Consider the following 24,366-nt stretch of genomic DNA (forward strand, 5'->3'; position numbering starts at 1 on the left):
CATCCGCCGCACGTGCGCCACAGAGGACGCCACTACGGCACGAGCCCGGCGAGCCGCTCGATCTCGTCGACGACGCTCGTCTTTCCGGAGCACGAGACACCCTCGACGAGGTTGTTGCGCACGCCCACGCACCCAGTATCAACTGTTGCCAGCGAATCGCTGAGTCGTTGGTCGAATCTGCCGTGGGGAGCGTGTGAGCGGCGACACTAGGTTTGCGCCATGAGGGTCCTGCTCGCACTCGGTGGCAACGCCATGACGAACGCCGACGGCCGGGCGCGCCCGGAGGACCAGATCGAGGCGGCGCAGGTCGCGATGGCGGCCGTCGCCGGACTCCTCGAGCACGACCACGACGTCGTCATCACCCACGGCAACGGCCCCCAGGTCGGCAACCTGCTGGTGAAGAACGAGCTCGCCGCGGGCGTCGTACCCCCTGTCCCGCTCGACTGGTGCGGCGCCCAGACGCAGGCCACCCTCGGCTTCGTCCTGATGGACGCCCTCGACCGCGAGCTCGCCGCCCGGGGGATCGAGCGGCGCAGCGCCGCGCTCGTCACCCGCACGCTCGTCGACGCCGACGACGACGGGTTCACCCATCCCACCAAGCCGATCGGTCGCCACCTTCCCGAGGCCGAGGCCAGGGTGCTCGTCGACCACGGCGAGACGTGGGAGGACCGCGGCGAGAAGGGCTGGCGCCGCGTCGTCGCCTCGCCCGAGCCGCGGGAGATCCTCGACGCCCCCGCTGTCCTGGCGCTCATCGAGGCCGGCTTCGTCGTGGTGGCCAACGGCGGTGGCGGCATCCCGCACGTACGCCGTCCCGACGGGTCGCTCGCCGGCGTCGAGGCCGTCATCGACAAGGACCTCGGCGCCGCCCTGCTCGCCCGCACCACCGGGGCGGAGGTGCTCGTCATCGCCACCGACGTGCCCAACGCCGTGATCCGCTGGGGCGAGCCCGACGCCGAGCCGCTCGGCCGGGTCAGCGTCGCGGACCTGCGCGCCCACGCCGCCGACGGCCACTTCGCGTCCGGCTCGATGGGGCCCAAGGTCGACGCGGTCTGCCGCTTCGTCGAGGCCACTGGCGGCACGGGCGTCATCACCAGCCTCGACCAGATCACCGCGGCCGTCGCCGGCGAGGCCGGCACCGTCGTCGTACCCACCTGACCGCAACGAAAGGAAGCACCGCATGCCCTCCGCCATCGAGGTCCGCAAGGTCCCCATCCACTCCGTGGCCGACGCCTCCGAGCTGACGAAGCTCGTCGACGAGGGCGTCATCGCCGCCGACCGCGTCTTCGCGATCATCGGCAAGACCGAGGGCAACGGCGGTGTCAACGACTACACCCGCATCATCGCCGACCGAGCCTTCCGCGAGGCGCTGGTCGCCAAGGGCGCCGACCCGGAGCAGGTCAAGGGCATCCCGATCGTGTGGTCCGGCGGCACCGACGGCGTCATCAGCCCCCACGCCACGATCTTCGCGACCACCGACGTCCCCGAGGACGACCCGTCGCGCGAGGAGCTGCGGCTGACGGCCGGCTTCGCGATGAGCGAGGCCATCCTGCCCGAGGAGATCGGCTACACCGCGATGATCGAGAAGGTCGCCGCGGGCGTGAAGGTCGCCATGGAGCGCGCCGGCATCACCGACCCCGCCGACGTGCACTACGTGCAGACCAAGACGCCGCTGCTGACCATCCACACCATCCGCGACGCCAAGTCGCGCGGCAAGAAGGTGTGGACCGAGCACACCCACGAGTCGATGGACCTCTCCAACGGCGTCACCGGGCTCGGCATCGCCGTCGCGCTCGGTGAGATCGACATGCCCACCGACGCCGACGTGATGCACAACCGCGAGCTCTACTCCTCGGTGGCGTCGTGCTCCTCGGGCGTCGAGCTCGACCAGGCCCAGATCGTCGTGGTCGGCAACGCGAAGGGTGTGGGCGGTCGCTACCGCATCGGTCACTCGGTGATGAAGGACGCCCTCGACGCCGACGGCATCTGGGAGGCCATCCGCTCCGCCGGTCTCGACCTGCCCGAGCGGCCGCGCACCAGCGACCTCGACGGCAAGCTCGTCAACGTCTTCCTCAAGTGCGAGGCCAGCCAGGACGGCATGGTGCGGGGCAGGCGCAACGCGATGCTCGACGACTCCGACGTGCACTGGCACCGCCAGATCAAGTCGTGCGTCGGTGGCGTCACCGCTGCCGTCACCGGCGACCCGGCCGTCTTCGTCTCGGTCTCCGCGGCCCACCAGGGCCCCGAGGGTGGCGGCCCGGTCGCCGCGATCGTCGACCTCGGCTGAGGTTTCTCCACATCCTCGCGCGGGGCCGGCAGGCGACTGTCGGTCCCGCGTGATGGGGTGTCTTCTGTGAGTACGACGCCTCGCTACCGGCTGGTGGCCCCCGACCGCTCGGTCGTGGTGCCCGAGCTCGACGAGCACCAGCAGCGGGTGGTCGACCACGAGGGCGGCCCGCTCCTCGTGCTCGCCGGACCGGGCACGGGCAAGACGACGACGCTGGTCGAGGCGATCGTCGACCGCATCGAACAGCGCGGGGCCTCACCCGACGCCGTCCTCGCGCTGACCTTCTCCCGCAAGGCCGCCGAGCAGCTGCGCGACCGGGTCACCGCCCGCGTCGCGCGCACGACCGCGGCGGCGTCGTGCTCGACCTTCCACTCCTTCGCCTACGCCCTGGTCAGGAAGTACGCACCGGCCGAGCTCTACGAGGGCGCCATCCGCCTGCTGTCCGCGCCCGAGGCCGACGTCGTCCTGCGCGAGCTGCTGCGCGACAACCCCGAGTCGGTCGTGTGGCCCGAGCCGCTGCGCCGGGCCGCCGGCACCCGGGGCTTCGTGCGCGAGGTCCAGGCCGTCCTGGCCCGCGCCCGGGAGAAGGGCCTCGACCCGTCCGGGCTGCGCGCCCTCGGGATCGAGCACGACCTCCCGGAGCTGGTGGCCGCCGGCCTCTTCCTCGAGCAGTACCTCACCGTCCTCGACAACCTCGGCGCCACCGACTACTCCGACCTGATCCGCCGGGCCGTGATCGAGGCCGAGACCCACCGCGACGAGCTGCGGGCGCGCTGGCAGCACGTGTTCGTCGATGAATACCAGGACACCGACCCCGGCCAGGTGGCCCTGCTCCGCGCGCTGGCCGGTGACGGACGCGACCTGACCGTGGTGGGTGACCCGCACCAGTCCATCTACGGCTTCCGCGGTGCGGACGTGCGCGGCATCCTCGACTTCCCGGCGAGCTTCCCGACCGTCACCGGTGCCCCGGCCCCGGTCGTGGTGCTGCAGCGCACCCGCCGGTTCGGCCCGCGGATCCTGCTGGCCGCCGGGCGCGTGGCCCACCGGCTGACCCTCACCGGCAGCATCGACGCCGCGGCGCGGGACGCGTTCCTCTCGCCCGAGGCCGTCGCCGGCCCGCAGGGCGACGGCCGCGTCGAGGTCGTCACCTACGACACCGAGCGCGCCGAGGCCGAGCGGCTCGCCGACCTGCTGCGGCGCGCCCACCTCGAGGACGGCATCGCATGGGACCGGATGGCGGTCCTGGTCCGCTCCGGCCGCACGAGCATCCCGCCGCTGCGCCGCGCCCTGGCCGCCGCTGGTGTCCCCGTCGAGGTCGCGTCCGACGACCTGCCCCTGGTCCGTGACCCGGCGGTGGTGCCCCTGCTCGACGGACTGCGCGCCGTGGTCAACCTCGACAACGACGACCCCGACTCGCCCGACTTCCTCGACCCGGGCCGCGTCGAGTCGCTGCTGCTGTCGCCGCTCGGCGGGCTCGACGCGTCCGACCTGCGCGCCCTGGTGCGCCGCCTCCGCACCCGCGAGAAGGACGTCGCCGACCCGTCTGTGCGGCGCACGTCGCGCGAGCTGCTGCGCCTCGCGGTCGTCGAGCCCGACTTCCTCGACGGGCTCGAGGGCCCCGACGTCCAACGCGCCGGCGCCCTCGCCGAGCTGCTGCGCGGGGGAGCCCGGATGCTCGCGGAGCGGGCGGGCGTCGAGGACGTGCTCTGGCACCTGTGGTCCGGCACCGCCTGGCCCCAGCGGCTGCGCCGCCAGGTCGACATGGGAGGCGCGAGCACCCGCCGGGCCCACCGCGACCTCGACGCGATCGTGGCGCTCTTCGACCTCGCCTCGCGCGCGGTCGACCAGCGCGACCACGTCGGGGTCGCCGCGTTCTTCGCCAGCGTCGTCGCCCAGCAGCTGCCTGCCGACACGCTCGCCGAGCAGGGCGTGCGCGGTGCGGCGGTGCGGCTCCTCACGGCCCACCGCTCCAAGGGCCTGGAGTGGGACCTCGTCGTGGTCGCACACGTGCAGCAGGAGGGCTGGCCCGACCTGCGCCGTCGTACGACCCTCCTCGGCGCCGACCGCATCGGCGTCGACGCCGCCGGGCACCCCGACCTCGTCCCGCCCGTGACCACGCGGGCGCTGCTCATGGAGGAGCGGCGCCTCTTCTACGTCGCCTGCACCCGCGCCCGCCGTCGCCTCGTCGTGAGCGCCGTCCGATCGCCGGACGACGACGGGGAGCAGCCGTCGCGGTTCCTCGAGGAGCTCGGCGTCACCGTCGACCACCAGGACGGCCGGCCGCCGCGACCGCTGTCGCTGGGCGGGCTCGTGGCCGAGCTGCGCCGCACGGCCGCCGACCCGGGCGCCACACCGGCGCTGCGCGAGGCGGCCGCTCGCCGCCTCGCCGCGCTGGCCGCCGAGGAGGTCAGCGGACGCCAGCTCGTGCCGGCCGCCGACCCGTCGACGTGGTGGGGCACCCGCAGCGCCAGCCGGTCCGTCCAGCCGATCCGCGACCCCGACCGGCCCGTGCCGATCTCGGCCAGCATGCTCGAGTCGATCCTCGTCTGCCCCGCCCAGTGGTTCTTCGAGCGGGAGGCAGGCGGGGTCTCCGCGGTCCACCAGTCGGCCAACCTCGGGCAGGTCCTCCACGCCCTCGCCGAGCGGGTCGCCGTCGGCGACCTGCCCGCCGAGGTGGAGGCGCTCATGGCCGAGGTCGAGGCCGTGTGGGACCGGCTCGCCTTCCGCACGCCGTGGTCGCGGCAGCGCGAGCTCGCCCGCATCCGCAAGGCCGTCGCCCGCTTCGTCCGCTGGCACCTCGACAACCCGCGCGAGTTCCTCGGCGCCGAGCAGCGCTTCCAGAGCGTGGTCGACGTCGACGGTCGGCCGGTCCTGCTCACCGGCTTCGCCGACCGCCTCGAGATCGACGACGACGGCCGGGTGGTCGTCGTCGACTTCAAGAGCGCCCGCAGCGCGCCCACAGGGCCGTCGGTCGCGGGCAACCTGCAGCTCGCGCTCTACCAGTACGCCGTCGACACCGGGGCCGTCGACGAGTCGGCCGGGCGGTCCGTCGCCTCCGGTGGTGCCGAGCTGGTGCAGCTCGGCATCGACGACGACTCCGCCGTCGCCAAGGTGCAGCCCCAGCCGCCGCACACCGAGGCCGGGCCCGAGCGCGTCACCCTCCGCGCCGGCCTCGCCCGGGCAGCCGACCTCGTCCGCGACGAGACCTTTCCCGCCACGACCGGCCCCCACTGCCGCGACTGCCCCTTCACGGCCATCTGCCCGGCCCGGGGCGCAGGGAGCGTGACCGTCCAGTGAGCCAGCTCCCCGCACCGGTTCGCCTCGACTCGCCCGAGGACCTCCGCGTCCTCATGGGCGCCAAGCACCCCGCCAGCGACGAGCAGTGGGCCGCGATCACCTCGCCCCTGCGGCCCACGGTCGTCGTCGCGGGCGCCGGCAGCGGCAAGACCACGCTGATGGCGCAGCGCGTCGTCTGGCTCGTGGCGACCGGCAAGGTCCGCCCCGAGGAGGTCCTCGGCCTCACCTTCACCACCAAGGCGGCGGCCGAGCTGCGCCAGCGGGTCACCGCCGCCCTCGGTGCTGCGGGCCTGCTCGACCGGTCCGTGGTCGCCGAGGGGGAGGACGTGCTCGAGCCGACGGTCGCGACCTACCACGCCTACGCCGCCAACCTGCTGACCGACCACGGGCTCCGCATCGGCCACGAGCCCGACACCCGCGTCGTCTCCGACGCGTCGCGCTACCAGCTCGGAGCCCGGGTGATCGAACGGTTCACCGGCCACATCGAGCTGCTCACCGACCACCCCGCGACCGCCATCCAGAACCTCCTGGCCCTCGACGGCGCGATGAGCGAGCACCTCGTCGACCCCGACGACCTGCGCCGCGTCGACGAGGAGGCCAGGCGCGGGTTCGAGCGCGCCCTGGCGGAGGAACAGGCCGGCAAGGCCCGCAAGACCTACCTCGAGCCGCCCGCCAAGGCCATCAACGCCATCGACCGGCGTGCCGAGCTGCTGCAGCTCGTCACCGGCTACCGCCGGCTCAAGGCCGACCTCGGGCTGATGGACTTCGGCGACCAGATCGCCCTCGCCGCCCGCCTGGTCGAGGAGCAGCCCGAGGTGGGCGAGCTCGAGCGGGCGCGCTTCAAGGTCGTCCTGCTGGACGAGTACCAGGACACCTCGGTCGCCCAGGCCACGATGCTCGCCCGGCTGTTCTCCGGGCCCGACCCCGACCACGGGCTCGGCCACCCGGTCATGGCGGTGGGCGACCCCAACCAGGCGATCTACGGCTGGCGCGGCGCGTCGGTGTCCAACATCCTCAACTTCGCCGACACCTTCCCCGCAGCCGACGGCGAGCCGGCGCGACTGCCGCTGACGGTCAACCGGCGCTCCGACCGCCGCATCCTCGACGTCGCCAACCGGCTCGCCGAGCCGCTGCTCGCCGCCTACGGCGACAAGGTCGCGCGGCTGCGGGCGGCCGACGGAGCCGCGGAGGGGCACGTCGAGGCCCACGTGTTCGAGCGCGCGGCCGACGAGCTCGCGTGGCTCGCGACCGAGGTGCAGCGGGTCCACGACGCCGGCACCACCTGGGCCGAGATCGGCGTCCTCAGCCGCGACAACGCGCAGGGCGAGGAGGTCTACGACGCCCTCACCGCCGCCGGGATCCCGGTCGAGATCGTGGGACTGTCCGGCCTGATCCGGCTGCCCGAGGTCGCGGAAGTGGTCGCGACGCTGACGCTCATGCACGACGTCACGGCCAACTCCTCGATGCTCACCCTGCTGACCGGGCCACGGTGGGCGATCGGCCCGCGCGACCTGCGCCTGCTGGCCGAGCGCGCTGCGGAGATCGCCGGCGTGCGCGGGCGCAAGGAGGCCGCGTCGATCGCCGACCAGCTGCTGCAGATCGCCGACGGCATCGACTCCTCCGAGCTCCCGGCCCTCAGCGACGCCGTGGAGTCCCCGGGGGAGGCCGCCTACTCGGCGGAGGCGCTCGACCGCTTCGGGCTGCTGGCGGCCGAGCTGCGTCGCCTGCGCGCCCACGTCGGCGACCCGCTCCTCGACGTCGTACGCCGCATCATCGACACGACCGGCGTCGACGTCGAGCTCGCCTCCGCGACGTCACAGGCCGCCGCCGCCCGCCGCGACAACCTCGACCTGTTCGTCAAGGCGGTCGCGGAGTTCCAGTCCGTCGACGGTGACGTGACCCTGCCGGCGCTGCTGGCCTACCTGACCGCGGAGGACGACCAGGGCAACGGCCTCGACGTCGCCACCCCGACCGCCGCCGACTCGGTCAAGCTCCTGACGGTCCACCGGGCGAAGGGCCTCGAGTGGTCGTCGGTGTTCTGCGTCGGCGTGGGGGAGACCCGCTTCCCGAGCAACCGCTCGCGCACGCTGTGGACCTCGTCGCCGGCTGTGCTCCCGGCCCCGCTGCGCGGTGACCGGGCCGACCAGCCCCAGCTCGCGGGCCACGACAAGCTCGCGCTCGACGCCTACCGCGCGGCGACCAAGGCCCACGACGCGGAGGAGGAGCTCCGGCTCGGCTACGTCGCCTACACCCGCGCCGCCCACCACCTGTCGGTGACGTCCTACGTCTGGGGGCAGCGCGCGACGCCGTTCGGGCCGTCGGACTACCAGCGGGTGGTGCGCGACCAGCTCGAGGAGTGGGGCCAGCCCGTCGAGCGGTGGCTCGAGAAGCCGCCGCCGAAGTCGCCCAACCCCAACGACGACGTCGACACCTCGCGCCCGTGGCCGGTGCCCGGCACCGGCGAGGAGACCCGGCGGCGGCTGGCCGCTGCCGAGCTCGTACGCTCCGTCGACCCCACCGCCCCTGACGAGGGCCTCGACATGGTCGAGGCCGCCCGGGTCGCCGAGTGGGACGACGACCTGGCCCAGCTGCTCGTGGAGGCTCGCGCCGAGCGGGCCACGACCGTCGACCTCGCGCTTCCCGACAGCCTGTCCGTCACCGCGCTGGCCCGGCTGCGCGAGGACCCCGAGGCGTTCGCCCGCGACCTCGCCCGACCCATGCCGCGCCCGCCGGCGCCTGCGGCCCGCTTCGGCACCGCGTTCCACGCCTGGATCGAGCACCGGTTCGGCCAGCAGGCGCTCATCGAGCCCGACGAGCTGCCCGGCCGCGCCGACGCGGGCATCGACGACGAGGCCGACCTCGGCGAGATCGTGAAGCGCTTCGAGGACGGACCCTTCGGCGACCGGGCGCCCCACGCCGTCGAGGCCCCCTTCGCCCTCGTCCTCGGTGGCCAGGTGGTCCGCGGCCGGATCGACGCCGTCTACGCCGAGTCGTCCGAGTCCGGCGACGGCTACCTCGTCATCGACTGGAAGACCAGCCGCCACGAGACCGCCGACCCGCTCCAGCTCGCGCTCTACCGCCTCGCCTGGTCCGAGCTCACCGGCACGCCCCTCGAGCGGGTCCGCGCGGCGTTCCACTACGTCCGCTCCGGGCGCACCGTCGAGCCGGCAGACCTTCCCGGCCGCGCCGAGCTGGAGGGGCTGCTCGACCTCTGACCGCTCCGAGCGGTGGCCCACCCACCTTCCGGGCGCGCGAAGTGTGGGTGGACCACCGCCCACCGGGCGGTGGGTGAGACACCTTTTCGACGCCCGGAACCTGCGTCACTCCACCGCCCAGCGAGGCGGCGGACTGCCACCGCGCGGGCGTACGTCGGCTCAGCGGAGGGCAGCGGTGAGCGCGATCTCGACCATCTCGCCGAAGGTCTGCTCGCGCTCCTGGGACGTGGTCTCCTCGCCGGTGACGATGTGGTCGGAGACGGTGCAGATCGCGAGCGCCTTGCGGCGGTGCTTCGCGGCGAGGGTGTAGAGCGCGCTGGCCTCCATCTCGACACCGAGCACGCCGTACTTCACCATCTCGCCCAGCAGCTCGGGGCGGGAGGGGTAGAAGGAGTCGCTGGAGAAGAGGAGGCCGACGTGGAAGGGCGACCCGCCGTCGCGAGCCTCGGCAGCCTCGACCGCACCGCGCAGCAGCCCGAAGTCGGCCACCGGGGCGTAGTCGATGCCGTGGAAGGTGATCCGGTTCATCGAGGAGTCGGTGCAGGCACCCGAGGCGATGATCACGTCGCGGATCCCGACGTCGTCGGTGACCGCGCCGCAGGAGCCGACGCGGATGATCGACTCGACGTCGTAGTGGGTGAACAGCTCGTTGACGTAGATCGCCATCGACGGCTGGCCCATCCCGGACCCCTGGACGGACACCGGGTGGCCGTTCCAGGTGCCGGTGAAGCCGTACATCCCGCGCACGTCGCTGTAGCAGCGCGCGTCGTCGAGGAACGTCTCGGCGATCCACCGCGCCCGCAGCGGGTCGCCGGGCAGCAGGACGGTGGGGGCGATGTCGCCGGGCTGGGCGCCGATGTGGGTGCTCACGGCGCCCAGCCTAGGGACACGGAGCGGTCAGCCTGCGTTGGCCACGACCTCGTTGGGCGTGTGCGGCAGGTCGAGCGCCTTCGTCACGCGCGCGCGGTCGAGGTCCACGACGTGCACGCGGTCGCGACGCGGGTCGGTGACGTACGCCGTGGAGCCGACGACGTGGAGCGCCGGACGGGGCTGCTGCCAGTCGAGCGGCTCGCGCCACCGGTCGACGACCTCGATCGTGTCGACGCGCTCACCGGTGCCGGGGTCGAGGACGTGGATCGCGCCGTCGGTCCCGAGGACGAGCGCCTCGCCCTCCGGGCCGCGCCCGAGCGAGCGGAAGCTGTAGCTGGTGCCGAGGTCGACCAGGCGCAGCGAGGCGTTGCGGGTGTCGATGAGGGAGACCCGGGTCGGCCGCTCGAGCTCGGCGTCGGGGTCGGTCTTGTAGTCGCCGAGCAGCACGGGCGAGACCTCGGAGCCCGCCTGGTTGCCGATCCGTCCGTAGGCGTCGGGGCTGCTGACCTTCGTGATGTCGCGCCCGTCGACGACGACCGCACCGTCCTCGCAGCCGAAGACTGCGGCGTCCTCGGCGAAGGCCTCGCCGTGCACGCCGGGGCACTCGTCGGTCTCGGCGAGCACCGCTCCGGAGGGGCTCATGAGGCGTACGCCGGAGCGCGACTCCTCGTCACCGACCGTCATCAACAGGTTGCGGTCGACGAGCCGCACGGCCACGCCGTGATGCGCCTCGTCGGTCGCCTGCGTGGTGACCTCCGGCGAGCCGACGGCCAGGTCATCGGGGTCCAGCACGGTGATGGTGCCGGTGCCGTCGTCGAAGAGCGTGGTGATGCCGTTGTGCGCCACGACGTGCCCGGCCTCCGCGGCCTCGAGGAGCACGCCGCCGGCGGGGGAGACGCGGACGAAGCCCTCCATCGGCTCGTCGGCGACCACCTCCCCGCTGGTCACGTCGACGACCATCACGCCCCCGTCGTGGGTGACGGCGAGGCGCGGGGTGGCGGAGGCGACCTCGGTCCCCGCCGACTCGGCGGTGTCGGCGGTGTCGGCGGTGCCGCCGGAGCCGGCGGCATCTGGTTCGTCGGACGAGGAACGGGTGTCGGTGGCGGTGCCGCAGGACGAGGCCCCCAGCACGACGAGGGTGGCGAGCAGGACGCGGAGACGTGGAGTTTTCATGAGAATCATTCTCATCGCACTTGAGAATGATTGTCAAAGAGGTACGGCGCTAGCCTGACGCGGTGAGCCCCGAACGCCTCCTGCCGCACGTCGCCCTGTCCCTGCACGCGCACAACCGGATGGGCCTGCGGCGCACCGACGAGGTCTGGCTCGCCGAGCAGATGTCCGACCCGGCGACGCGCGTCCTGGTCGTGGCGGGGAACCGGCTGCGCCCGGTCGACGGCGCCGTGCAGTGGGTCGGCCCCGGCGAGGCTCCGGACGGAACCCTCGTGCTGCTGGGGGACAGCGACGGCGTGGTCCACGTGGCCGTCCTCGTCCCTCCGGGCGATGCCCCGGGCGAGCCGGACGAGTGGGTGCCGCTGCGCTCGGTCCTGACGCTCCTCGCCGACGGCACGCCCCAGCAGGCGCCGCTCGTGATGCACGCCATCGGCCTGGCCGAGTGGCACCACGCCACCAGGTTCTGCCCCCGGTGCGGCGGCACGCTGGCCAGTCGCGCCGCCGGTCACGAGCTGCGCTGCACGCAGTGCGACCGCGCCCAGTTCCCGCGCACCGACCCGGCCGTGATCATGGCGATCACGCACGGCGAGGGTGACGACGAGGCGATCCTGCTCGGTCGCAACAGCGCGTGGCCCGCCGGCCGCTGGTCCACCCTCGCCGGCTTCTGCGAGCCGGGCGAGACCCTCGAGGACGCCGTACGCCGTGAGGTGCACGAGGAGGTCGCCGTCCGGGTCGGCGAGGTCACCTACTTCGGCAGCCAGCCCTGGCCGCTCCCGGCCAGCCTGATGCTGGGGTTCACCGGGCGGGCGTTGACGACCGACATCGACGTCGACGGGGCGGAGATCGAGGAGGCGCGTTGGTGGACGCGCACGGACTTCGACGCCGCCGGCCGTTCCGGAGAGCTCGTCGTGCCCCGCGGCATCTCGATCTCGTCCTCGCTCATCGAGAGCTGGTTCGGGCGCCCGCTCGACGGCCCCGGCTGGGGCTGAGGTCGACGCCGGTCAGGCGCAGTTGTCGCAGATGCCCGTGGCGGGCAGCGCGAGGAAGCAGGTCGGGCACAGCTTGTCGACCCGGTCGCTGGCGGCGACACGCGGGCGTGAGGTCGTCGCACGGGTGGTGGTCGTCCGCGGCGTACGAGGCGCGGTCGAGCGCGTGCCCGGCACCCGCTGGGGAGCCGGCGGCGAGTCGTCGCGGATGTCGAAGCCCAGCCGGACGAGGTGCTTGCTCGCGCCGGCCGAGCCGCCCGGGATGTCGGCGGGGGTGAGGGTGCGCCCGGTGGCCAGGCCGTGGGCGATGCCGGCGATGGCCGCGGCGTCGTACTCCTTGCCGTGGTGCAGGAGCACGTGCGTCGAGACGCCGCCGCGCACGAGCATGTAGTTCGCCCCACCCGCCGCGTCCCAGGTCTCCATCGCGGTCAGGACGTGGTCGCGGTCGATCGAGTTCAGCAGTGACACGACGTCAGGCTAACCCCGACGCGGACCGGGCTCCACGCCAGCATCACGAGAGCGCGGCCAGCTTCTCCTTGACCTGCCCCACCGACGGGTTCGTCAGCGTGCTGCCGTCGGAGAAGAGGAGGGTCGGCACGGTCTGGTTGCCACCGTTGGCCTGCTCGACGGTGAACGCGGCGTCTGGCTCCTGCTCGATGTCGACGATCGAGAACTCGATGCCCTCGCGGTCGAGCTGGCTCTTGAGACGGTGGCAGTAGCCGCACCACGGGGTGCTGAACATCGTGAAGGTCATGGGTGGGAGTGTCCCCTCCGGCGTCTAGGGTTCAACGGCGAGGGTGGTCGACACCCTCCACCGATCCCAACCACGACGTCGCAGGAGTTGTTCCGTTGCTCGAAGCGCTCGACCCCGAGCAGCGACAGGTCGCCGAGGCGCTGCGCGGACCGGTGCGCGTCCTCGCCGGCGCCGGGACCGGCAAGACCCGCGCGGTCACGCACCGCATCGCGCACGGCGTGGCCCAAGGGGTCTACGCGCCGACCGAGGTCTTGGCCCTGTCCTTCACCACCCGTGCGGCCGGTGAGATGCGCGAGCGCCTGCGTGCGCTCGGGGCGCCCGGCGTGCAGGCGCGGACCTTCCACTCCGCGGCGCTGCGCCAGCTGCGCTTCTTCTGGCCGCGTGTCCACCAGCGCGAGCTCCCCGAGCTCGTGGAGTCCAAGCTCGGCATGCTCGCGCTCGCAGCGCGGCGCCAGCGGCTCGGCGTCGACCAGGCCACGCTGCGCGACCTCGCCAGCGAGATCGAGTGGGCCAAGGTCTCCAACGCCGGCCCCGACACCTACGCCGCGATAGCCCGGGCCCGCGGCCGCACGGTGTCGGGCCTCGACCCCGAGGTGGTGGCCCGCGCGTTCGACGCCTACGAGGAGGTCAAGCGCGGCCAGGGCCGGATGGACATGGAGGACGTGCTCCTCCTCGGTGCCGGTCTCCTCGCCGACAACGAGGCGGTGGCCGCCCAGGTCCGCCGCCAGTACAAGTGGTTCGTCGTCGACGAGTTCCAGGACGTCTCCCCGCTCCAGCACGCCCTGCTCGACCTGTGGCTGGGCGGGCGCGACGAGCTGTGCGTCGTCGGCGACCCGGCCCAGACGATCTACTCGTTCGCCGGCGCCGACGCCCGCTACCTCCGCCAGTTCACCCAGCGCTTTCCGTCGGCCACGAGCGTCGAGCTGGTCCGCAACTACCGCTCGACCCCGGAGGTCGTCTCCGCGGCCAACCGGCTGCTCGACGGCACCCCCAGCAAGGGCGTCGACCTGGTCGCCCAGCGGCCGTCCGGCGCCCGCATCACGTGGCGCGAGGCCACCGACGAGGTCGCCGAGGCCGACGCGGTCGCCGACCGGGTGGCCGCGCTGCGGGCCTCCGGGACGCCCGCCAGCCGGATGGCCGTCCTGCTGCGCATCAATGCGCAGTCCGAGCGCTTCGAAGAGGCCCTGGCGGCGCGCGGGCTCCCCTACGTCGTACGCGGTGCCGCGCGGTTCTTCGACCGCCCCGAGGTGCGGCAGGCGATCACTCTCGTCCGCGGTGCCGCGCGCTCGGGCGAGGCGTCGGGCCCGGTGTCGGAGGCCGTGGTGGCCGTGCTGTCGCAGATGGGCCACTCCACCGATCCGCCCGAGGGCAGGGGAGAGGTCCGCAACCGGTGGGAGTCCCTGCAGGCGCTGGTCGACCTCGCCGCCGACTTCGGCCGCGAGCGTCCCGACGCGGGTGTCGGGGACTTCGTCGACGACCTCGACCGCCGGGCCAGCGAGCAGCACGCGCCCGTGGCCGACGCCGTCACCCTGGCCACCATCCACTCGGCCAAGGGCCTGGAGTGGGACGCCGTCTTCGTGGCCGGCATGCACGACAAGATGATGCCCATCTCCCAGGCGCAGACGCCCGCCGAGGTCGAGGAGGAGCGCCGCCTCCTCTACGTCGCGATGACCCGCGCGCGTGACGAGCTCAGCGTGTCGTGGGCGACCGCGCGGGAGCCGGGCGGTCGGTCGACCCGGGGCAGCTCGCCCTTCCTCGTGCCGTTGCTCGACGGCGTGCCCGGTGTGTCCGGGCAGCGCCGCGAGCGCACCCGGCGCAACCGAGCCGCCATGCACTGCCGTGAGTGCGGCAAGGCCCTGTCGACGTCGGTGGAGAAGAAGACCGGTCGCTGCGCCGACTGCCCGGCCTCCTACGACGAGGCACTCTTCGAGCGGCTGCGTGAGTGGCGGCTGGCCCGCTCCGCGGAGGACAGCGTGCCGGCGTTCGTCGTCTTCACCGACGCGACGCTCCAGCTCATCGCCGAGCACGTCCCCACCGACGAGAAGGGGTTGCGGGCGATCAGCGGCGTCGGCCCGAGCAAGATCGCCAAGTACGGCGACGAGGTCCTCGCGCTGGTCGCCGAGGCGGGCGCCTGAACGGGTGCCGCACGAGCTCGGGAAGGGCTCCGGAAAAGAAATCTCGGTAATACCCATTAAATGGTTTGCCCCTGACGATGTGAGGGGTCTAACGTTCCCTCCAACAACCCACGCGCATGGGATCCCTGACAAGGATCCGCGCCCGACGCCCCGAAGGAGGTGGCCCCCATGGAGAACTACACGAAGACCACGACGGCTTGGACGCCGTCCTTCGGCATGCCCGCTGCCGGCCACCGCTGCGCCACTGATGTGCGCGTCCTCGGTGTCGATGTCGCAGCTGCGCTCCAGGGGACCGCTGTGTCCATCGAGCGCGTCAAGGGCGTCTTCCCGGGTCTCCCAGCCTGGAGTCCACCGACGAGTTGAGAAGACTCGCATCGGCAGCCTCCAGGCCGCGGAACCCGAAACCCGGGATCCGCGGCCTTTCTGTTTGTCCCAAGCGTCATCAACCCGCGATCAGGTCAACGAGTAGGAGGTGAACACATGACCATCAGCGTTCTCGACCGCAACCGAGCTGCCGACCAGACCGAGATGGAGCCCCAGGCCCCGCTCGGAGCCCTGCACGACGCAGCTGCCGGAGTGAATGAGGAGCTGCTGCCCTGCCGCGTCAACGACGCAGAGCTGTGGTTTGCCGAGTCCCCCGCGGACGTGGAGCACGCCAAGGCCCTCTGCATCGACTGCCCGGTGCGGGCGCTGTGCCTCGACGGAGCCCTCGAACGGCGTGAGCCGTGGGGCGTCTGGGGAGGCGAGCTCTTCCTCCAGGGCGTGGTGATCCCGCGCAAGCGGCCGCGAGGCCGGCCCCGCAAGTCCGAACAGGTCGCCGCTCAGGCCGGCCAGAACCAGAAGGACGGGGCAGCCGCGTAAGGCGTCACCGCTCAGTCACCTCCGAGGAAACACAAGGAACACCACCACTCATGAAGACCTACCGAAACGGACGACACGACATGAATCTCATGCATGAAGAACTCGCACGCGCGCAAATGACCGCGCGCCTGGGAGAGGCGCACGAACTGCGACGCGGCCGCCAGCTGGTCCTGGCCCGTCGTATGAGCCGCAAGGCCGAGCAGGCCGCGCAGCAGGCGCGTCTCGCCCTCGCTCGCGTGATCTGACAGGTTCCGAGGCCGACCCGGCCGAGGGACGCAATCTCGCCCTGATCGCGGGTGAGCACACCAGGTGAGCCGGTACGTCGTCACGGTGACGACGTACCGGCTCACTGCCATTTCCCTGCCGTGCGCGCGGCGCCCGCGGACGGGCTGCGGAGGGTAGCCTCGAGACGTGACCGACCTCGTGACGTGCGACTTCTGCGGCACCCAGGCCCCGGAGGGGGAGACCCTCACGTGGACGACCGCGGTCGAGAACGGCCGGCGGCGCGCCTTCTGCGACACCTGCTCCCGCACCCACCTGCGCGCGATGGAGAGCAAGCTCGACAGCGAGTGGTGGTGAGCTCCCCGTCGGAACGAGCCGCGCTCACCCCGCGTCGGTCGCGGTCTCGAACCAGGTGCACCCGCAGTAGGGGTGACGCTTCCAGCGTCGTGCGACGGGCAGCGGCTCGTGGTCGACGCGCCACGACGTGAGCCACGTGTGCGGCACCTCGCCCCGCGACCACGCACCGAGGTCCCGGGCGACCGTGCCCGCGCCCACCGCCAGGAGCGGGCGGGGTACCGCGCCCGCCGGCGCCGGGCCGCCCTCGTCGAGCACGCCGGCAGCCACGCACCGCGCGCACGGACCGACCCCGGGCGCGACCCACGGGCCGACCTCGACGGCGTAGGGCTGGACGCTCACCAGGACATGGGGCAGCGAGTCGACGCACCAGGCGTCGACGGCCGCCGAGACCAGGCGGCCGGGAGCCACCGCGACGCCGACGGGGGCCGTCGGGTCGACGACGACACCGGCGACGGCCAGCGTCGCGACGACGGCGTCGGCCCACGCGTCAGGGCAGTCGAGCTGCGCTCGGACGCGAGCGGCGTACGGCGACGGGGTGGGACGGACGGTGGGACGGACGGGCACCCCGCGACGGTGCCACGGCGGCGCCCCGTGTGGGCCGTCGTCCACAGACCCCACGCGCTGGGAAATGCAGCAGCGGCGTCACCCGAGGGTGACGCCGCCGCTATGAGCTCAAGTGGTGAGGCTCAGGCCTTGCCGAGGATGCGGTTCAGGTTGGTGCCGCAGACCGGGCAGACGCCCTTGGCCATCTTGGTGCCCTTGTCGTTGACCTTGATCTCGCCCTCCGCCTCGCGCTTCTCCTTGCACTTGACGCAGTAGAACTCACCGCTCCAGGTCTCCGCCATGACGGCCTCCTTGCTTGTTTTCCTTGGTCGTCGCGACGGGGAGTCTCTCGGGGAAGCCCGCCGGGGTGAGCTGGCGGTTGCCAGCGCTCCGTCGACGACCCTACGCCACGCGTGGCCCACGCTCACGCACCACACGCGCTGAGCGTGAATCCGGGTCCTTCTACGCTCAGCCGGATCAGTACCCTCGGGCCATGCCAGAGACCTCCGCCGACCGTCCCCACCTGCGCCTCGAGTGCCCCTCCGAGGGGGTCGTCCTGCTGACCCTCGACAACCCCGCGATGCGCAACGCGATGAGCGACGAGATGACCTCGTCGTGGGTCGCGGCCATCGACGAGCTCGCCGCCGACCGGTCCGTGCGTGCGGTCGTGGTCACGGGGGAGGGGAGCGCCTTCTGCTCGGGCGGCAACACCTCGTGGATCGCCAGCGAGCCCGACGCGACCGTCGACCACCTGCGCTCGCGGATGCTGCCGTTCTACCGCGCCTGGTTGTCGATCCGGCGCCTCGAGGTGCCGACCATCGCGGCCGTCAACGGCGCCGCCATCGGGGCCGGCCTGTGCCTCGCGCTCGCCTGCGACATCCGCTACGCCGCGGACGGCGCCAAGCTGGGCGTGCCCTTCAACAAGCTCGGCATGCACGCCGGGATGGCCGGCACCTGGCTGCTGCCCCAGGTGGTGGGCGCCGCCCACGCGCGCGACCTGCTGCTCACCGGTCGCGTCGTGGAGGCCGAGGAGGCGCTGCGGCTCGGTCTCGTCTCGCGCGTCATGGACCCCGGGGTGTTCCTCGACGAGGTGCTCGAGACGGCGGCCGGCATCGCGGCCACCGCTCCCATCGCGGCGCGCCTGACCAAGGTCGCGCTCGCCGACGGCGGCCACGCCGACTTCGAGTCCGCGCTGCAGTGGGAGGCGCTCGCCCAGCCGATGACGCTCGCGACCGCAGACCTGCAGGAGGGCATCGCGGCGGCCAAGGACAAGAGGGCGCCGCAGTTCCGCGGCCGCTGAGCCCGGCTGAGCCCGGGACTGGACGAAGAAGGGGCCCCGCAGCCTCCGACGCCTGCCTTCCCCAGCCGGCGTCGAGGAGCCGTGGGGCCCTTCTGGTCGCAACGCTAGGGCCGGCCACGTGCGCGGTCAACGGATCGGTGTCCACCCCTGTGGACAGGCCTGTGGAGACGGTGTGCACCGCGCCCCCGCGGCCGTGGAGGGGGCCACCGGGGATGGGGACGACCCTGTGCGCGACACGCCCGGCGCGGGCGCCGTACTGTGCGGGTGACCAGCGGTTTCACCGGTGACCGGGCTGTGGAGGAGAAACAGTGGGCGAGGAGTCGACGGCGGGCACCCCTCGCGGTCCCGTGGCGACGCTGAGGCGCATCGCGTTCCTGATGGAGCGCCAGCGGGAGGAGACCCGCCGGATCGAGGCCTTCCGCAAGGCGGCGCGCACGATCCTGCCGTTGCCCGAGGAGGAGGTACGCCGTCGGGCCGCCGACGGCACGCTCACCGAGCTACCCGGCATCGGCCCCAGCACCGCGGCCGTCATCACCGACGCGTGCAACGGCGTGGTGCCCGAGCGCCTGGTCAGGCTGGAGGGCACCGCCGGGCCCCTGGCCCGGGGTGGGGAGGAGCTGCGCGCCCGGCTGCGCGGCGACCTGCACTCGCACTCCGACTGGTCCGACGGCGGCTCCCCGCTCGAGGAGATGGCGATGACGGCGATGGAGCTGGGGCACGACTACCTCGTGCTCACCGACCACAGCCCGCGCCTGAGGGTGGCCAACGGGCTCAGCGCCGAGCGCCTGGCGCGCCAGCTCGGCGTCGTGGACGCCGTCAACGAGCACCTCGAGGGGTCGTTCACCCTGCTGAAGGGGATCGAGGTGGACATCCTCGACGACGGGTCGCTCGACCAGACCCCGGAGATGCTCGACCGGCTGGACGTCCGCGTCGCGTCGGTCCACTCCAAGCTCAAGATGGAGGCCGCCTCGATGACGAGGCGGATGGTCGCGGCGGTCCGCAACCCGCACACCAACGTCCTCGGCCACTGCACCGGTCGCCTGGTGACCGGCAACCGGGGCGTGCGACCGCAGAGCCAGTTCGACGCGAGGGCGGTCTTCACCGCGTGCGCGGAGGAGGGGGTGGCGGTCGAGATCAACTCGCGACCCGAGCGGCGCGACCCGCCCACGAAGCTGCTCGAGCTCGCCCGCGACCTCGGTTGCCTGTTCGCGATCGACTCCGACGCCCATGCGCCCGGCCAGCTCGACATGCTCGACCACGGCGCCGCCCGGGCCACCGAGGTCGGGATCGACCCCGACCGGATCGTCACCACCTGGGAGCGCGACCGGCTGCTGGAATGGGCCTCGGCGCGGCTCTGAGGGCGGCCCTGAGTGCGGCTCCGCCAGCGCGCCCACCCCTCGGTGTGGGTGGTGGGCGTTAGGTTCGGCACATGAGCACCCCGGCCATCCCGCCCGACGTGGAGGTGCGCCGCTCGCGCCGCCGACGTCGTACGGTCTCGGCCTACCGTGACGGCGACCGCATCGTCGTGCTGATCCCGGCCACCATGAGCAAGCGCGACGAGGCGACGTGGGTCGCCGACATGGTGGCCCGCATCGAGCGGCAGGAGAGGCGCCGGCTGCGCTCCGACGACGACCTCGTCGCCCGCGCGGCCAAGCTCAACGACCTCTACTTCGGTGGCCTCGCGGTCCCGGCCTCGGTGCGCTGGGTGACCAACCAGAACGCCCGCTGGGGGTCGTGCACCCCGGGCGAGGGCACCATCCGGCTCAGCAACCGCCTCCAGAAGGTGCCCGGCTGGGTCGTCGACTACGTCCTCGTCCACGAGCTGGCCCACCTGCTCGAGGCGGGCCACACGCCGGCCTTCTGGGCGTGGGTCGACCGCTACCCCCGGGCGGAGAAGGCCAAGGGCTACCTCGAGGGCTACTCCGCGGCCGCGCGGCTGGAGCCGCCGCCCGGCGTCGAGGACGACTGAGCCGACCGCACCCGCGCGACGGCGGCGTCGATGAGGACGTACATGTCGTCGAAGGTCGCCGGCAGGTCGTCGACCGGCCACCACCGCACGTCGAGCGACTCCTCGCTGGTCGCGTGGTAGGCGTCGGGGTCGGCCGTGGCGAGGAACCGTACGTCGAGGTGGTGCACCGTGCCGCGCTCGGAGCAGAACTCGACGGCGTGCGCGTCGAGGGAGAGCGGCTCGTCGTCGAAGTCGAACGACGACAGGCCCGACTCCTCGACCAGCTCGCGTCGCGCGCCATCCGCGAGCGACGCGTCATCCGGCTCGAGGTGTCCGCCGAAGGCCAGCCACGCGTCGGCCTTGCGGTGGTGGTTCAGCAGCACGGCACCGCCGTCGGGCGACACGACGATCGCGCCTGCGGTGAGGTGGTCGGGGAAGCACGCCTTGGCCAGCCCGTCGGCGTGCTGGGCGAGGTGCGCCAGGTAGCGCTCGCGCAGCTCCGCCTGGGCGCGGGTCGGCGCGACCCAGTCCGACAGCGCCGCGACGGCGTTCGCGTGGAGGGTCACTCGCTGGGGCGGGTGCCGCTGTCGCCGCCGTCGAGCAGGTCGCGCAGCCCGGCGTCGAACTCCTCCTCGGAGAGCTCGCCGGGCGTCACCGAGTCCTCCCGGAAGCCGAGCGGGTCGTCAAGGTCGCTGGCCGTGGGGAGCAGGTGCGGGGACATCCAGACGCCGTCGCGGGCCTCGGTGCCCTGACGGGTGCGTAGTGAGCCCCACAGGGTGGAGGCGTCGCGCAGCCGACGGGGCCGCAGCTCGAGCCCGACGAGGGTGGCGAAGGTCTGCTCGGCCGGGCCACCCGCGGCGCGCCGGCGTCGTACGGTCTCCTGCAGCTTGGCGGCGGCCGGCATCCGCTCGGCCGTGGCCTGGCTGACGACCTCGTCGACCCAGCCCTCCACGAGCGCCAGGGTGACCTCGAGCTTCTCGAGCGCCGCCTTCTGGGCCGCCGACGGCTCGGGGTCGAACAGCCCGCCTGCCAAGGCGTCCTGCATCGCCTCGGGGTTGGTCATGTCGACCTCGCGCAGCTTGGTCTCCATGCCGGAGGTGTCGAAGTCCATGCCGGCGCCGTACTCCGAGACCGCCCCGATGAGGTGGTCGCGCAGCCACGGCACGCCGGCGAACAGGCGCTGGTGGGCGGCCTCGCGGAGCGCAAGGTAGAGCAGCACGTCGTCGGCGGAGACGTCGGGCAGCTCCTCGGCGAAGGCCGCGACGTTGGTGGGGAGCAGGGCGGCTTTGCCGATGGGCCCGAGGGGCAGGCCGATGTCGGAGGCGCTGAGCACGTCACCGGCGAGCGCGCCGAGGCCGCTGCCGACCTGCGAGGCGACCATGGCGCCGCTGGCCTTGCCGAGCATCGCCATGAGGGGGCCGGCGAGCTGCTTCATCTCCTCGGGCATCGCCTGGCCCAGGGCCTGCGTGGCGGAGCCGGCGATCGGCTCGACCAGCACCTTCCACACCGGGATCGTCTCCACGATCCACTCCGCCCGCGACCACGCGGCCGTGGTCGTCACGCCCGACGGGAACCCGGTCGTCGTGTCGAGCCAGTGGTCGGCCAGGCGTACGGCGTCGGCGACCGCGCCCGACTGGGCTGGGCTGATCGTGGGGTCGGGCTCCTGGGCGGCGGCGCGGCGGGCCAGGTCGGTGACCGTCTCCCAGTTCACCGGGCCGTCGTGCGGCGCGAACAGCGACTGCATCTGGGCCATCAGCGCGTTGAGGTCGGGCATACCGCCACCGGCGCCGAAGCCGCCCATCTGGGAGAAGATCTGCTCGAACGGGGTGCCCTTGAACGGGTTGTTGTCGTCGGGGCCCTGACCCGACGATCCGGGACCTCCGGGGGTGTCACTCATGGCGTCCACGGTACTCACCGCGCCCAGCAGTGGCACGCCTAGACTCGGCGCGTGAGCGACCCCACGTCCGATCCCGTGCGCCTCGTCGACATCCGCGACACCCCGCTCGACGTCAGCGAGGTCCTCGACGCGCTCGGTGACGCCGGCGCCGGCGGCCTCACCCTCTTCGTGGGACAGGTGCGTGACCACGACTCCGGAAAGGGCGTCACGGCGCTCGACTACTCCGCGCACCCGACCGCGCTGGCCCGGCTCGAGGACGTCTGCCGCCGGGTGGCGCAGGACCACGACGTCAGGGGGGTGGCGGCGGTGCACCGGGTCGGTGAGCTGCGCATCGGCGACCTCGCGGTCGTCGTGGCGACGACCGCGGCGCACCGCGGCGACGCCTTCGCCGCCTCGCGGGACCTGATCGACACGCTCAAGGCCGAGGTGCCGATCTGGAAGCACCAGGTCTTCGACGACCGGACCGAGGAGTGGGTCGGCACGCCGTAGGGCCTCCCCGCCGAGGACTGCCGCGGCCCCTACTCTCGTCGCGTGGAGATCCTGCTGTGGCTCGTGCCCTCGGGCGTCGTCGCGCTCGTCGCGATGGCGTGGGTGTCGTGGGCCGGTCGTGACGGTCGTGGCGAGGTCGACCGCGACGTCGCCGTCGAGCGCCTCGGCAAGGCGATCGCCAAGGAGCTGCCGGCCGGCACGCGACGTACGTCGGCACCGGTGCGCGACCGCAGCACCGGCATCGCCGTCCGGCCCAGCCACGGGGCGGGCCCGGGCGCCGGCACCACCCGCCGCGCCTCCTGATCGACGGCTCGTTGCCGCGCAGTTGCTGCCGTTTGAGAGAGTTGCGCGCATGAGTCAGCGGACCAGGGCGGGACTGCTCGCACTGTGCCTCCTGGCCGTGCTGTGGGCGACGGCCGCGTTCGTGCCGTTGCCCTACGTCACCTACTACCCCGGTCCGACCGTCGACATACTCGCCGAGGACGACGGCCAGGAGATCGTCCGGGTCAGCGGACACGACGCCTTCTACGACGACGGCGAGCTGCGGATGACGACCGTCTACGTCAGCACCCCGCAGGAGGACGTGAGCCTCCCCGAGCTCCTGCGCGCCTATCTCGACCCCGACGCCGCCGTCTGGCCGCGGTCCTCGATCTACGCACCCGAGGAGACCGACGAGTCGAGCGACCGCCAGTCCGAGGCCGCCATGGTCTCCTCCCAGGACACCGCGGTCGCCGCCGCGCTCACCCAGCTCGGCGAGGAGGTCGAGCCGCTCGTGGAGGTCCTCGACGTGACCCCCGGGCTGCCCGCCGACGGCAAGCTGGAGGTGCGCGACGTGCTCCTCCGCGTCGGCGGCACGCCGGTCACCGACGCCCAGGACGTCGTCGACGCCGTCGATGCCGCGTCCCCCGGCGAGCCGATCGCGTTCGTCGTACGCCGTGGGGACGAGGAGGTCGAGGTCGACGTGACCCCCGAGGACGTCGACGGCGACCTGCGCATCGGCATCACCCCCGGAATGGGCTTCGACTTCCCCTTCGAGGTCAGCGTCGACATCGCCGACAACATCGGCGGTCCCAGCGCCGGACTGATGATGTCGCTCGCCATCTACGACACCCTCACCCCGGGTTCCCTGACCGGAGGCGCCGACATCGCCGGCACTGGCACGATCACGCCGGCCGGGAAGGTCGGCCCGATCGGAGGCATCCAGCAGAAGATCGCCGCCGCCCGCGACGCCGGGGCCGAGCTGTTCCTCGTCCCTGCCGACAACTGCGACGGCATCGGGGGAGTGGACCCCGGCGACATGCGGCTGGCGAAGGCCACGACGATGGACGGTGCCGTGAAGACCCTGGACGACTGGGTCGCCGACCCCGACGCCGACCTCCCCAGCTGCGAGGAGACCGCCTCATGACGAGCCCCACCGACCCGACCCCCGACGGCGTGCCTGACCCGAGCGCGCCCGACGCGCTCCCGGAGGACCCGGCCCTCGCCGCCGCCGTCCTCGAGATCGAGGCGCACGTCGCCCAGGACGGGTGGGACCAGCCGGCCCGGCTCTACGCCCTCGTCGACACCGCGACGCTCGTCGCCCAGGAGCCCGCGCTGGCGGCCGCCATGGCGATCGACGGTCCCGGCGACGACGGGTCGTTCACGCCCATCGAGCAGGACGGCCTGCCGCCCGGGCAGGTGCTCGAGGACGCGCTGACGACCATCGCGTGGCCCGACAGCGTCGCCGGGTGCGCGGCCGTCATCGAGCGGCTCGTGCTCCCGCCCGACGTCGACGACGAGATCCCCGACGACCCCACGGCGGCCGAGCTGTTCGCGCGCGAGCACCCCGAGCGCCAGGAGGTGCGAATGGTCGCCGGCGTGACGCGCGCCGGGGCGTCGTACTGCGCCCTCCGGCTGCGAGCCCACGACGACGAGCAGTCGGTGGTCAACGGCACCGAGCTCGTCCCCGGGCTCCTCGACCTCCTCCACGCGACGCTGCACGACCACCTGCACGACCTCGCGCACGACACCCAGCCCCACCCCGACGAGAACCACTGAG

General features: G+C 73.0%; 24 protein-coding genes. 16 read left to right on the forward strand and 8 right to left on the reverse strand.

Annotated elements, in window-relative coordinates; all coding sequences use genetic code 11:
• Positions 1-219 precede the first annotated feature (219 nt).
• The 4 genes from HOO61_RS09950 (at position 220) to HOO61_RS09965 (ending at position 8,796) form a co-directional block, all read left to right on the forward strand.
• The gene (locus tag HOO61_RS09950) at positions 220-1,155 is read left to right on the forward strand and encodes a carbamate kinase (RefSeq protein ID WP_172258551.1); all 936 of its coding nucleotides are present in this window, start codon (positions 220-222) and stop codon (positions 1,153-1,155) included.
• Positions 1,156-1,177: 22 nt separating this feature from the next.
• Positions 1,178-2,284, forward strand: coding sequence for a ring-opening amidohydrolase (locus HOO61_RS09955; protein WP_172258552.1), 1,107 nt, complete (start codon positions 1,178-1,180; stop codon positions 2,282-2,284).
• Positions 2,285-2,350: 66 nt separating this feature from the next.
• Entirely contained in the window at positions 2,351-5,581 is a 3,231-nt protein-coding gene (locus HOO61_RS09960; RefSeq protein WP_172258553.1) for an ATP-dependent DNA helicase, read from the forward strand.
• The gene (locus HOO61_RS09965; RefSeq protein WP_367650111.1) at positions 5,578-8,796 is read left to right on the forward strand and encodes a UvrD-helicase domain-containing protein; all 3,219 of its coding nucleotides are present in this window, start codon (positions 5,578-5,580) and stop codon (positions 8,794-8,796) included. The genes HOO61_RS09960 and HOO61_RS09965 overlap by 4 nt, the downstream gene beginning before the upstream one ends.
• A 159-nt stretch (positions 8,797-8,955) precedes the next feature.
• On the opposite strand, the gene deoD is transcribed toward HOO61_RS09965, so the two are convergent.
• Both deoD and HOO61_RS09975 read right to left on the reverse strand, forming a co-directional pair.
• Positions 8,956-9,666 (reverse strand): purine-nucleoside phosphorylase, encoded by a 711-nt coding sequence (deoD, locus tag HOO61_RS09970; protein WP_172258554.1) that lies wholly within the window; start codon positions 9,664-9,666, stop codon positions 8,956-8,958.
• A 27-nt stretch (positions 9,667-9,693) separates the two neighbouring features.
• Complete coding sequence (locus tag HOO61_RS09975) at positions 9,694-10,839, reverse strand: hypothetical protein (protein ID WP_216658770.1); 1,146 nt, start codon at positions 10,837-10,839, stop codon at positions 9,694-9,696.
• Between the two features lie 62 nt (positions 10,840-10,901).
• On the opposite strand from HOO61_RS09975, the gene nudC reads away from it, so the two are divergent.
• Positions 10,902-11,825: an NAD(+) diphosphatase gene (gene nudC / locus HOO61_RS09980; protein WP_367650112.1), complete on the forward strand. Its 924-nt coding sequence runs from the start codon at positions 10,902-10,904 to the stop codon at positions 11,823-11,825.
• A 12-nt stretch (positions 11,826-11,837) separates the two neighbouring features.
• On the opposite strand, the gene HOO61_RS09985 is transcribed toward nudC, so the two are convergent.
• Positions 11,838-12,290: a hypothetical protein gene (locus HOO61_RS09985; protein ID WP_172258555.1), complete on the reverse strand. Its 453-nt coding sequence runs from the start codon at positions 12,288-12,290 to the stop codon at positions 11,838-11,840.
• 43 nt (positions 12,291-12,333) lie between these two features.
• Complete coding sequence (locus HOO61_RS09990; protein WP_172258556.1) at positions 12,334-12,576, reverse strand: mycoredoxin; 243 nt, start codon at positions 12,574-12,576, stop codon at positions 12,334-12,336.
• A gap of 95 nt (positions 12,577-12,671) precedes the next feature.
• On the opposite strand from HOO61_RS09990, the gene HOO61_RS09995 reads away from it, so the two are divergent.
• From HOO61_RS09995 to HOO61_RS10010, 4 genes are all read left to right on the forward strand, one after another.
• The gene (locus HOO61_RS09995) at positions 12,672-14,711 is read left to right on the forward strand and encodes an ATP-dependent DNA helicase UvrD2 (protein ID WP_216658771.1); all 2,040 of its coding nucleotides are present in this window, start codon (positions 12,672-12,674) and stop codon (positions 14,709-14,711) included.
• Between the two features lie 528 nt (positions 14,712-15,239).
• Positions 15,240-15,572, forward strand: coding sequence for a WhiB family transcriptional regulator (locus HOO61_RS10000; protein WP_172258843.1), 333 nt, complete (start codon positions 15,240-15,242; stop codon positions 15,570-15,572).
• Between the two features lie 50 nt (positions 15,573-15,622).
• Positions 15,623-15,817: a hypothetical protein gene (locus HOO61_RS10005; protein ID WP_172258558.1), complete on the forward strand. Its 195-nt coding sequence runs from the start codon at positions 15,623-15,625 to the stop codon at positions 15,815-15,817.
• A 166-nt stretch (positions 15,818-15,983) separates the two neighbouring features.
• Positions 15,984-16,151, forward strand: a complete 168-nt coding sequence (locus HOO61_RS10010; RefSeq protein WP_172258559.1) for a hypothetical protein — start codon at positions 15,984-15,986, stop codon at positions 16,149-16,151.
• Between the two features lie 24 nt (positions 16,152-16,175).
• Here HOO61_RS10010 and HOO61_RS10015 read toward each other — a convergent pair whose 3' ends face one another.
• Together HOO61_RS10015 and HOO61_RS10020 are read right to left on the reverse strand one after the other, a co-directional pair.
• Entirely contained in the window at positions 16,176-16,715 is a 540-nt protein-coding gene (locus tag HOO61_RS10015) for a hypothetical protein (protein ID WP_172258560.1), read from the reverse strand.
• A gap of 122 nt (positions 16,716-16,837) precedes the next feature.
• Positions 16,838-16,996 (reverse strand): DUF5679 domain-containing protein, encoded by a 159-nt coding sequence (locus HOO61_RS10020; RefSeq protein WP_090969683.1) that lies wholly within the window; start codon positions 16,994-16,996, stop codon positions 16,838-16,840.
• Between the two features lie 191 nt (positions 16,997-17,187).
• Between HOO61_RS10020 and HOO61_RS10025 the strand changes: the two genes are divergently transcribed.
• From HOO61_RS10025 to HOO61_RS10035, 3 genes are all read left to right on the forward strand, one after another.
• Positions 17,188-17,994: an enoyl-CoA hydratase/isomerase family protein gene (locus HOO61_RS10025; RefSeq protein WP_172258561.1), complete on the forward strand. Its 807-nt coding sequence runs from the start codon at positions 17,188-17,190 to the stop codon at positions 17,992-17,994.
• A 308-nt stretch (positions 17,995-18,302) separates the two neighbouring features.
• Positions 18,303-19,352, forward strand: coding sequence for a PHP domain-containing protein (locus HOO61_RS10030; RefSeq protein ID WP_367650113.1), 1,050 nt, complete (start codon positions 18,303-18,305; stop codon positions 19,350-19,352).
• Positions 19,353-19,423: 71 nt separating this feature from the next.
• Complete coding sequence (locus HOO61_RS10035; protein WP_172258562.1) at positions 19,424-19,963, forward strand: M48 family metallopeptidase; 540 nt, start codon at positions 19,424-19,426, stop codon at positions 19,961-19,963.
• On the opposite strand, the gene HOO61_RS10040 is transcribed toward HOO61_RS10035, so the two are convergent.
• Positions 19,912-20,508: an NUDIX domain-containing protein gene (locus HOO61_RS10040; RefSeq protein WP_172258563.1), complete on the reverse strand. Its 597-nt coding sequence runs from the start codon at positions 20,506-20,508 to the stop codon at positions 19,912-19,914. The two genes, HOO61_RS10035 and HOO61_RS10040, sit on opposite strands and share 52 nt — an antisense overlap.
• Complete coding sequence (locus HOO61_RS10045) at positions 20,505-21,839, reverse strand: zinc-dependent metalloprotease (protein ID WP_172258564.1); 1,335 nt, start codon at positions 21,837-21,839, stop codon at positions 20,505-20,507. The genes HOO61_RS10040 and HOO61_RS10045 overlap by 4 nt, the downstream gene beginning before the upstream one ends.
• 51 nt (positions 21,840-21,890) lie before the next feature.
• Between HOO61_RS10045 and HOO61_RS10050 the strand changes: the two genes are divergently transcribed.
• The 4 genes from HOO61_RS10050 to HOO61_RS10065 are packed head-to-tail and all read left to right on the forward strand — an operon-like array spanning position 21,891 to position 24,365.
• A complete protein-coding gene (locus tag HOO61_RS10050; protein WP_172258565.1) occupies positions 21,891-22,328 on the forward strand; it encodes a molybdenum cofactor biosynthesis protein MoaE in 438 nt (145 codons plus the stop codon).
• Between the two features lie 42 nt (positions 22,329-22,370).
• Complete coding sequence (locus tag HOO61_RS10055; RefSeq protein ID WP_367650114.1) at positions 22,371-22,631, forward strand: hypothetical protein; 261 nt, start codon at positions 22,371-22,373, stop codon at positions 22,629-22,631.
• 49 nt (positions 22,632-22,680) lie between these two features.
• Positions 22,681-23,733 carry a PDZ domain-containing protein gene (locus HOO61_RS10060; RefSeq protein ID WP_172258566.1) on the forward strand — a complete coding sequence of 351 codons (1,053 nt, stop codon included), beginning with the start codon at positions 22,681-22,683 and terminating at the stop codon, positions 23,731-23,733.
• Positions 23,730-24,365: a PPA1309 family protein gene (locus HOO61_RS10065; protein WP_216658772.1), complete on the forward strand. Its 636-nt coding sequence runs from the start codon at positions 23,730-23,732 to the stop codon at positions 24,363-24,365. Before HOO61_RS10060 ends, HOO61_RS10065 begins: the two co-directional genes overlap by 4 nt.
• Position 24,366 lies beyond the last annotated feature (1 nt).

It is taken from the genome of Nocardioides sp. zg-1230 (assembly GCF_013155335.1).
In the GTDB taxonomy this organism is placed as follows: domain Bacteria; phylum Actinomycetota; class Actinomycetes; order Propionibacteriales; family Nocardioidaceae; genus Nocardioides.

Excerpts from the sequence above, each read along its gene's own strand:
- HOO61_RS10005 (WP_172258558.1), top strand. The coding sequence starts at position 15,623 with ATGAAGACCTACCGAAACGGACGACACGACATGAATCTCATGCATGAA.
- HOO61_RS10000 (WP_172258843.1), top strand. The coding sequence starts at position 15,240 with ATGGAGCCCCAGGCCCCGCTCGGAGCCCTGCACGACGCAGCTGCCGGA.
- HOO61_RS10020 (WP_090969683.1), bottom strand. The coding sequence starts at position 16,996 with ATGGCGGAGACCTGGAGCGGTGAGTTCTACTGCGTCAAGTGCAAGGAG.
- HOO61_RS09950 (WP_172258551.1), top strand. The coding sequence starts at position 220 with ATGAGGGTCCTGCTCGCACTCGGTGGCAACGCCATGACGAACGCCGAC.
- HOO61_RS10035 (WP_172258562.1), top strand. The coding sequence starts at position 19,424 with ATGAGCACCCCGGCCATCCCGCCCGACGTGGAGGTGCGCCGCTCGCGC.
- HOO61_RS10045 (WP_172258564.1), bottom strand. The coding sequence starts at position 21,839 with ATGAGTGACACCCCCGGAGGTCCCGGATCGTCGGGTCAGGGCCCCGAC.
- HOO61_RS10060 (WP_172258566.1), top strand. The coding sequence starts at position 22,681 with ATGAGTCAGCGGACCAGGGCGGGACTGCTCGCACTGTGCCTCCTGGCC.
- HOO61_RS10065 (WP_216658772.1), top strand. The coding sequence starts at position 23,730 with ATGACGAGCCCCACCGACCCGACCCCCGACGGCGTGCCTGACCCGAGC.
- HOO61_RS09975 (WP_216658770.1), bottom strand. The coding sequence starts at position 10,839 with ATGAAAACTCCACGTCTCCGCGTCCTGCTCGCCACCCTCGTCGTGCTG.
- HOO61_RS10025 (WP_172258561.1), top strand. The coding sequence starts at position 17,188 with ATGCCAGAGACCTCCGCCGACCGTCCCCACCTGCGCCTCGAGTGCCCC.
- HOO61_RS09990 (WP_172258556.1), bottom strand. The coding sequence starts at position 12,576 with ATGACCTTCACGATGTTCAGCACCCCGTGGTGCGGCTACTGCCACCGT.
- HOO61_RS09955 (WP_172258552.1), top strand. The coding sequence starts at position 1,178 with ATGCCCTCCGCCATCGAGGTCCGCAAGGTCCCCATCCACTCCGTGGCC.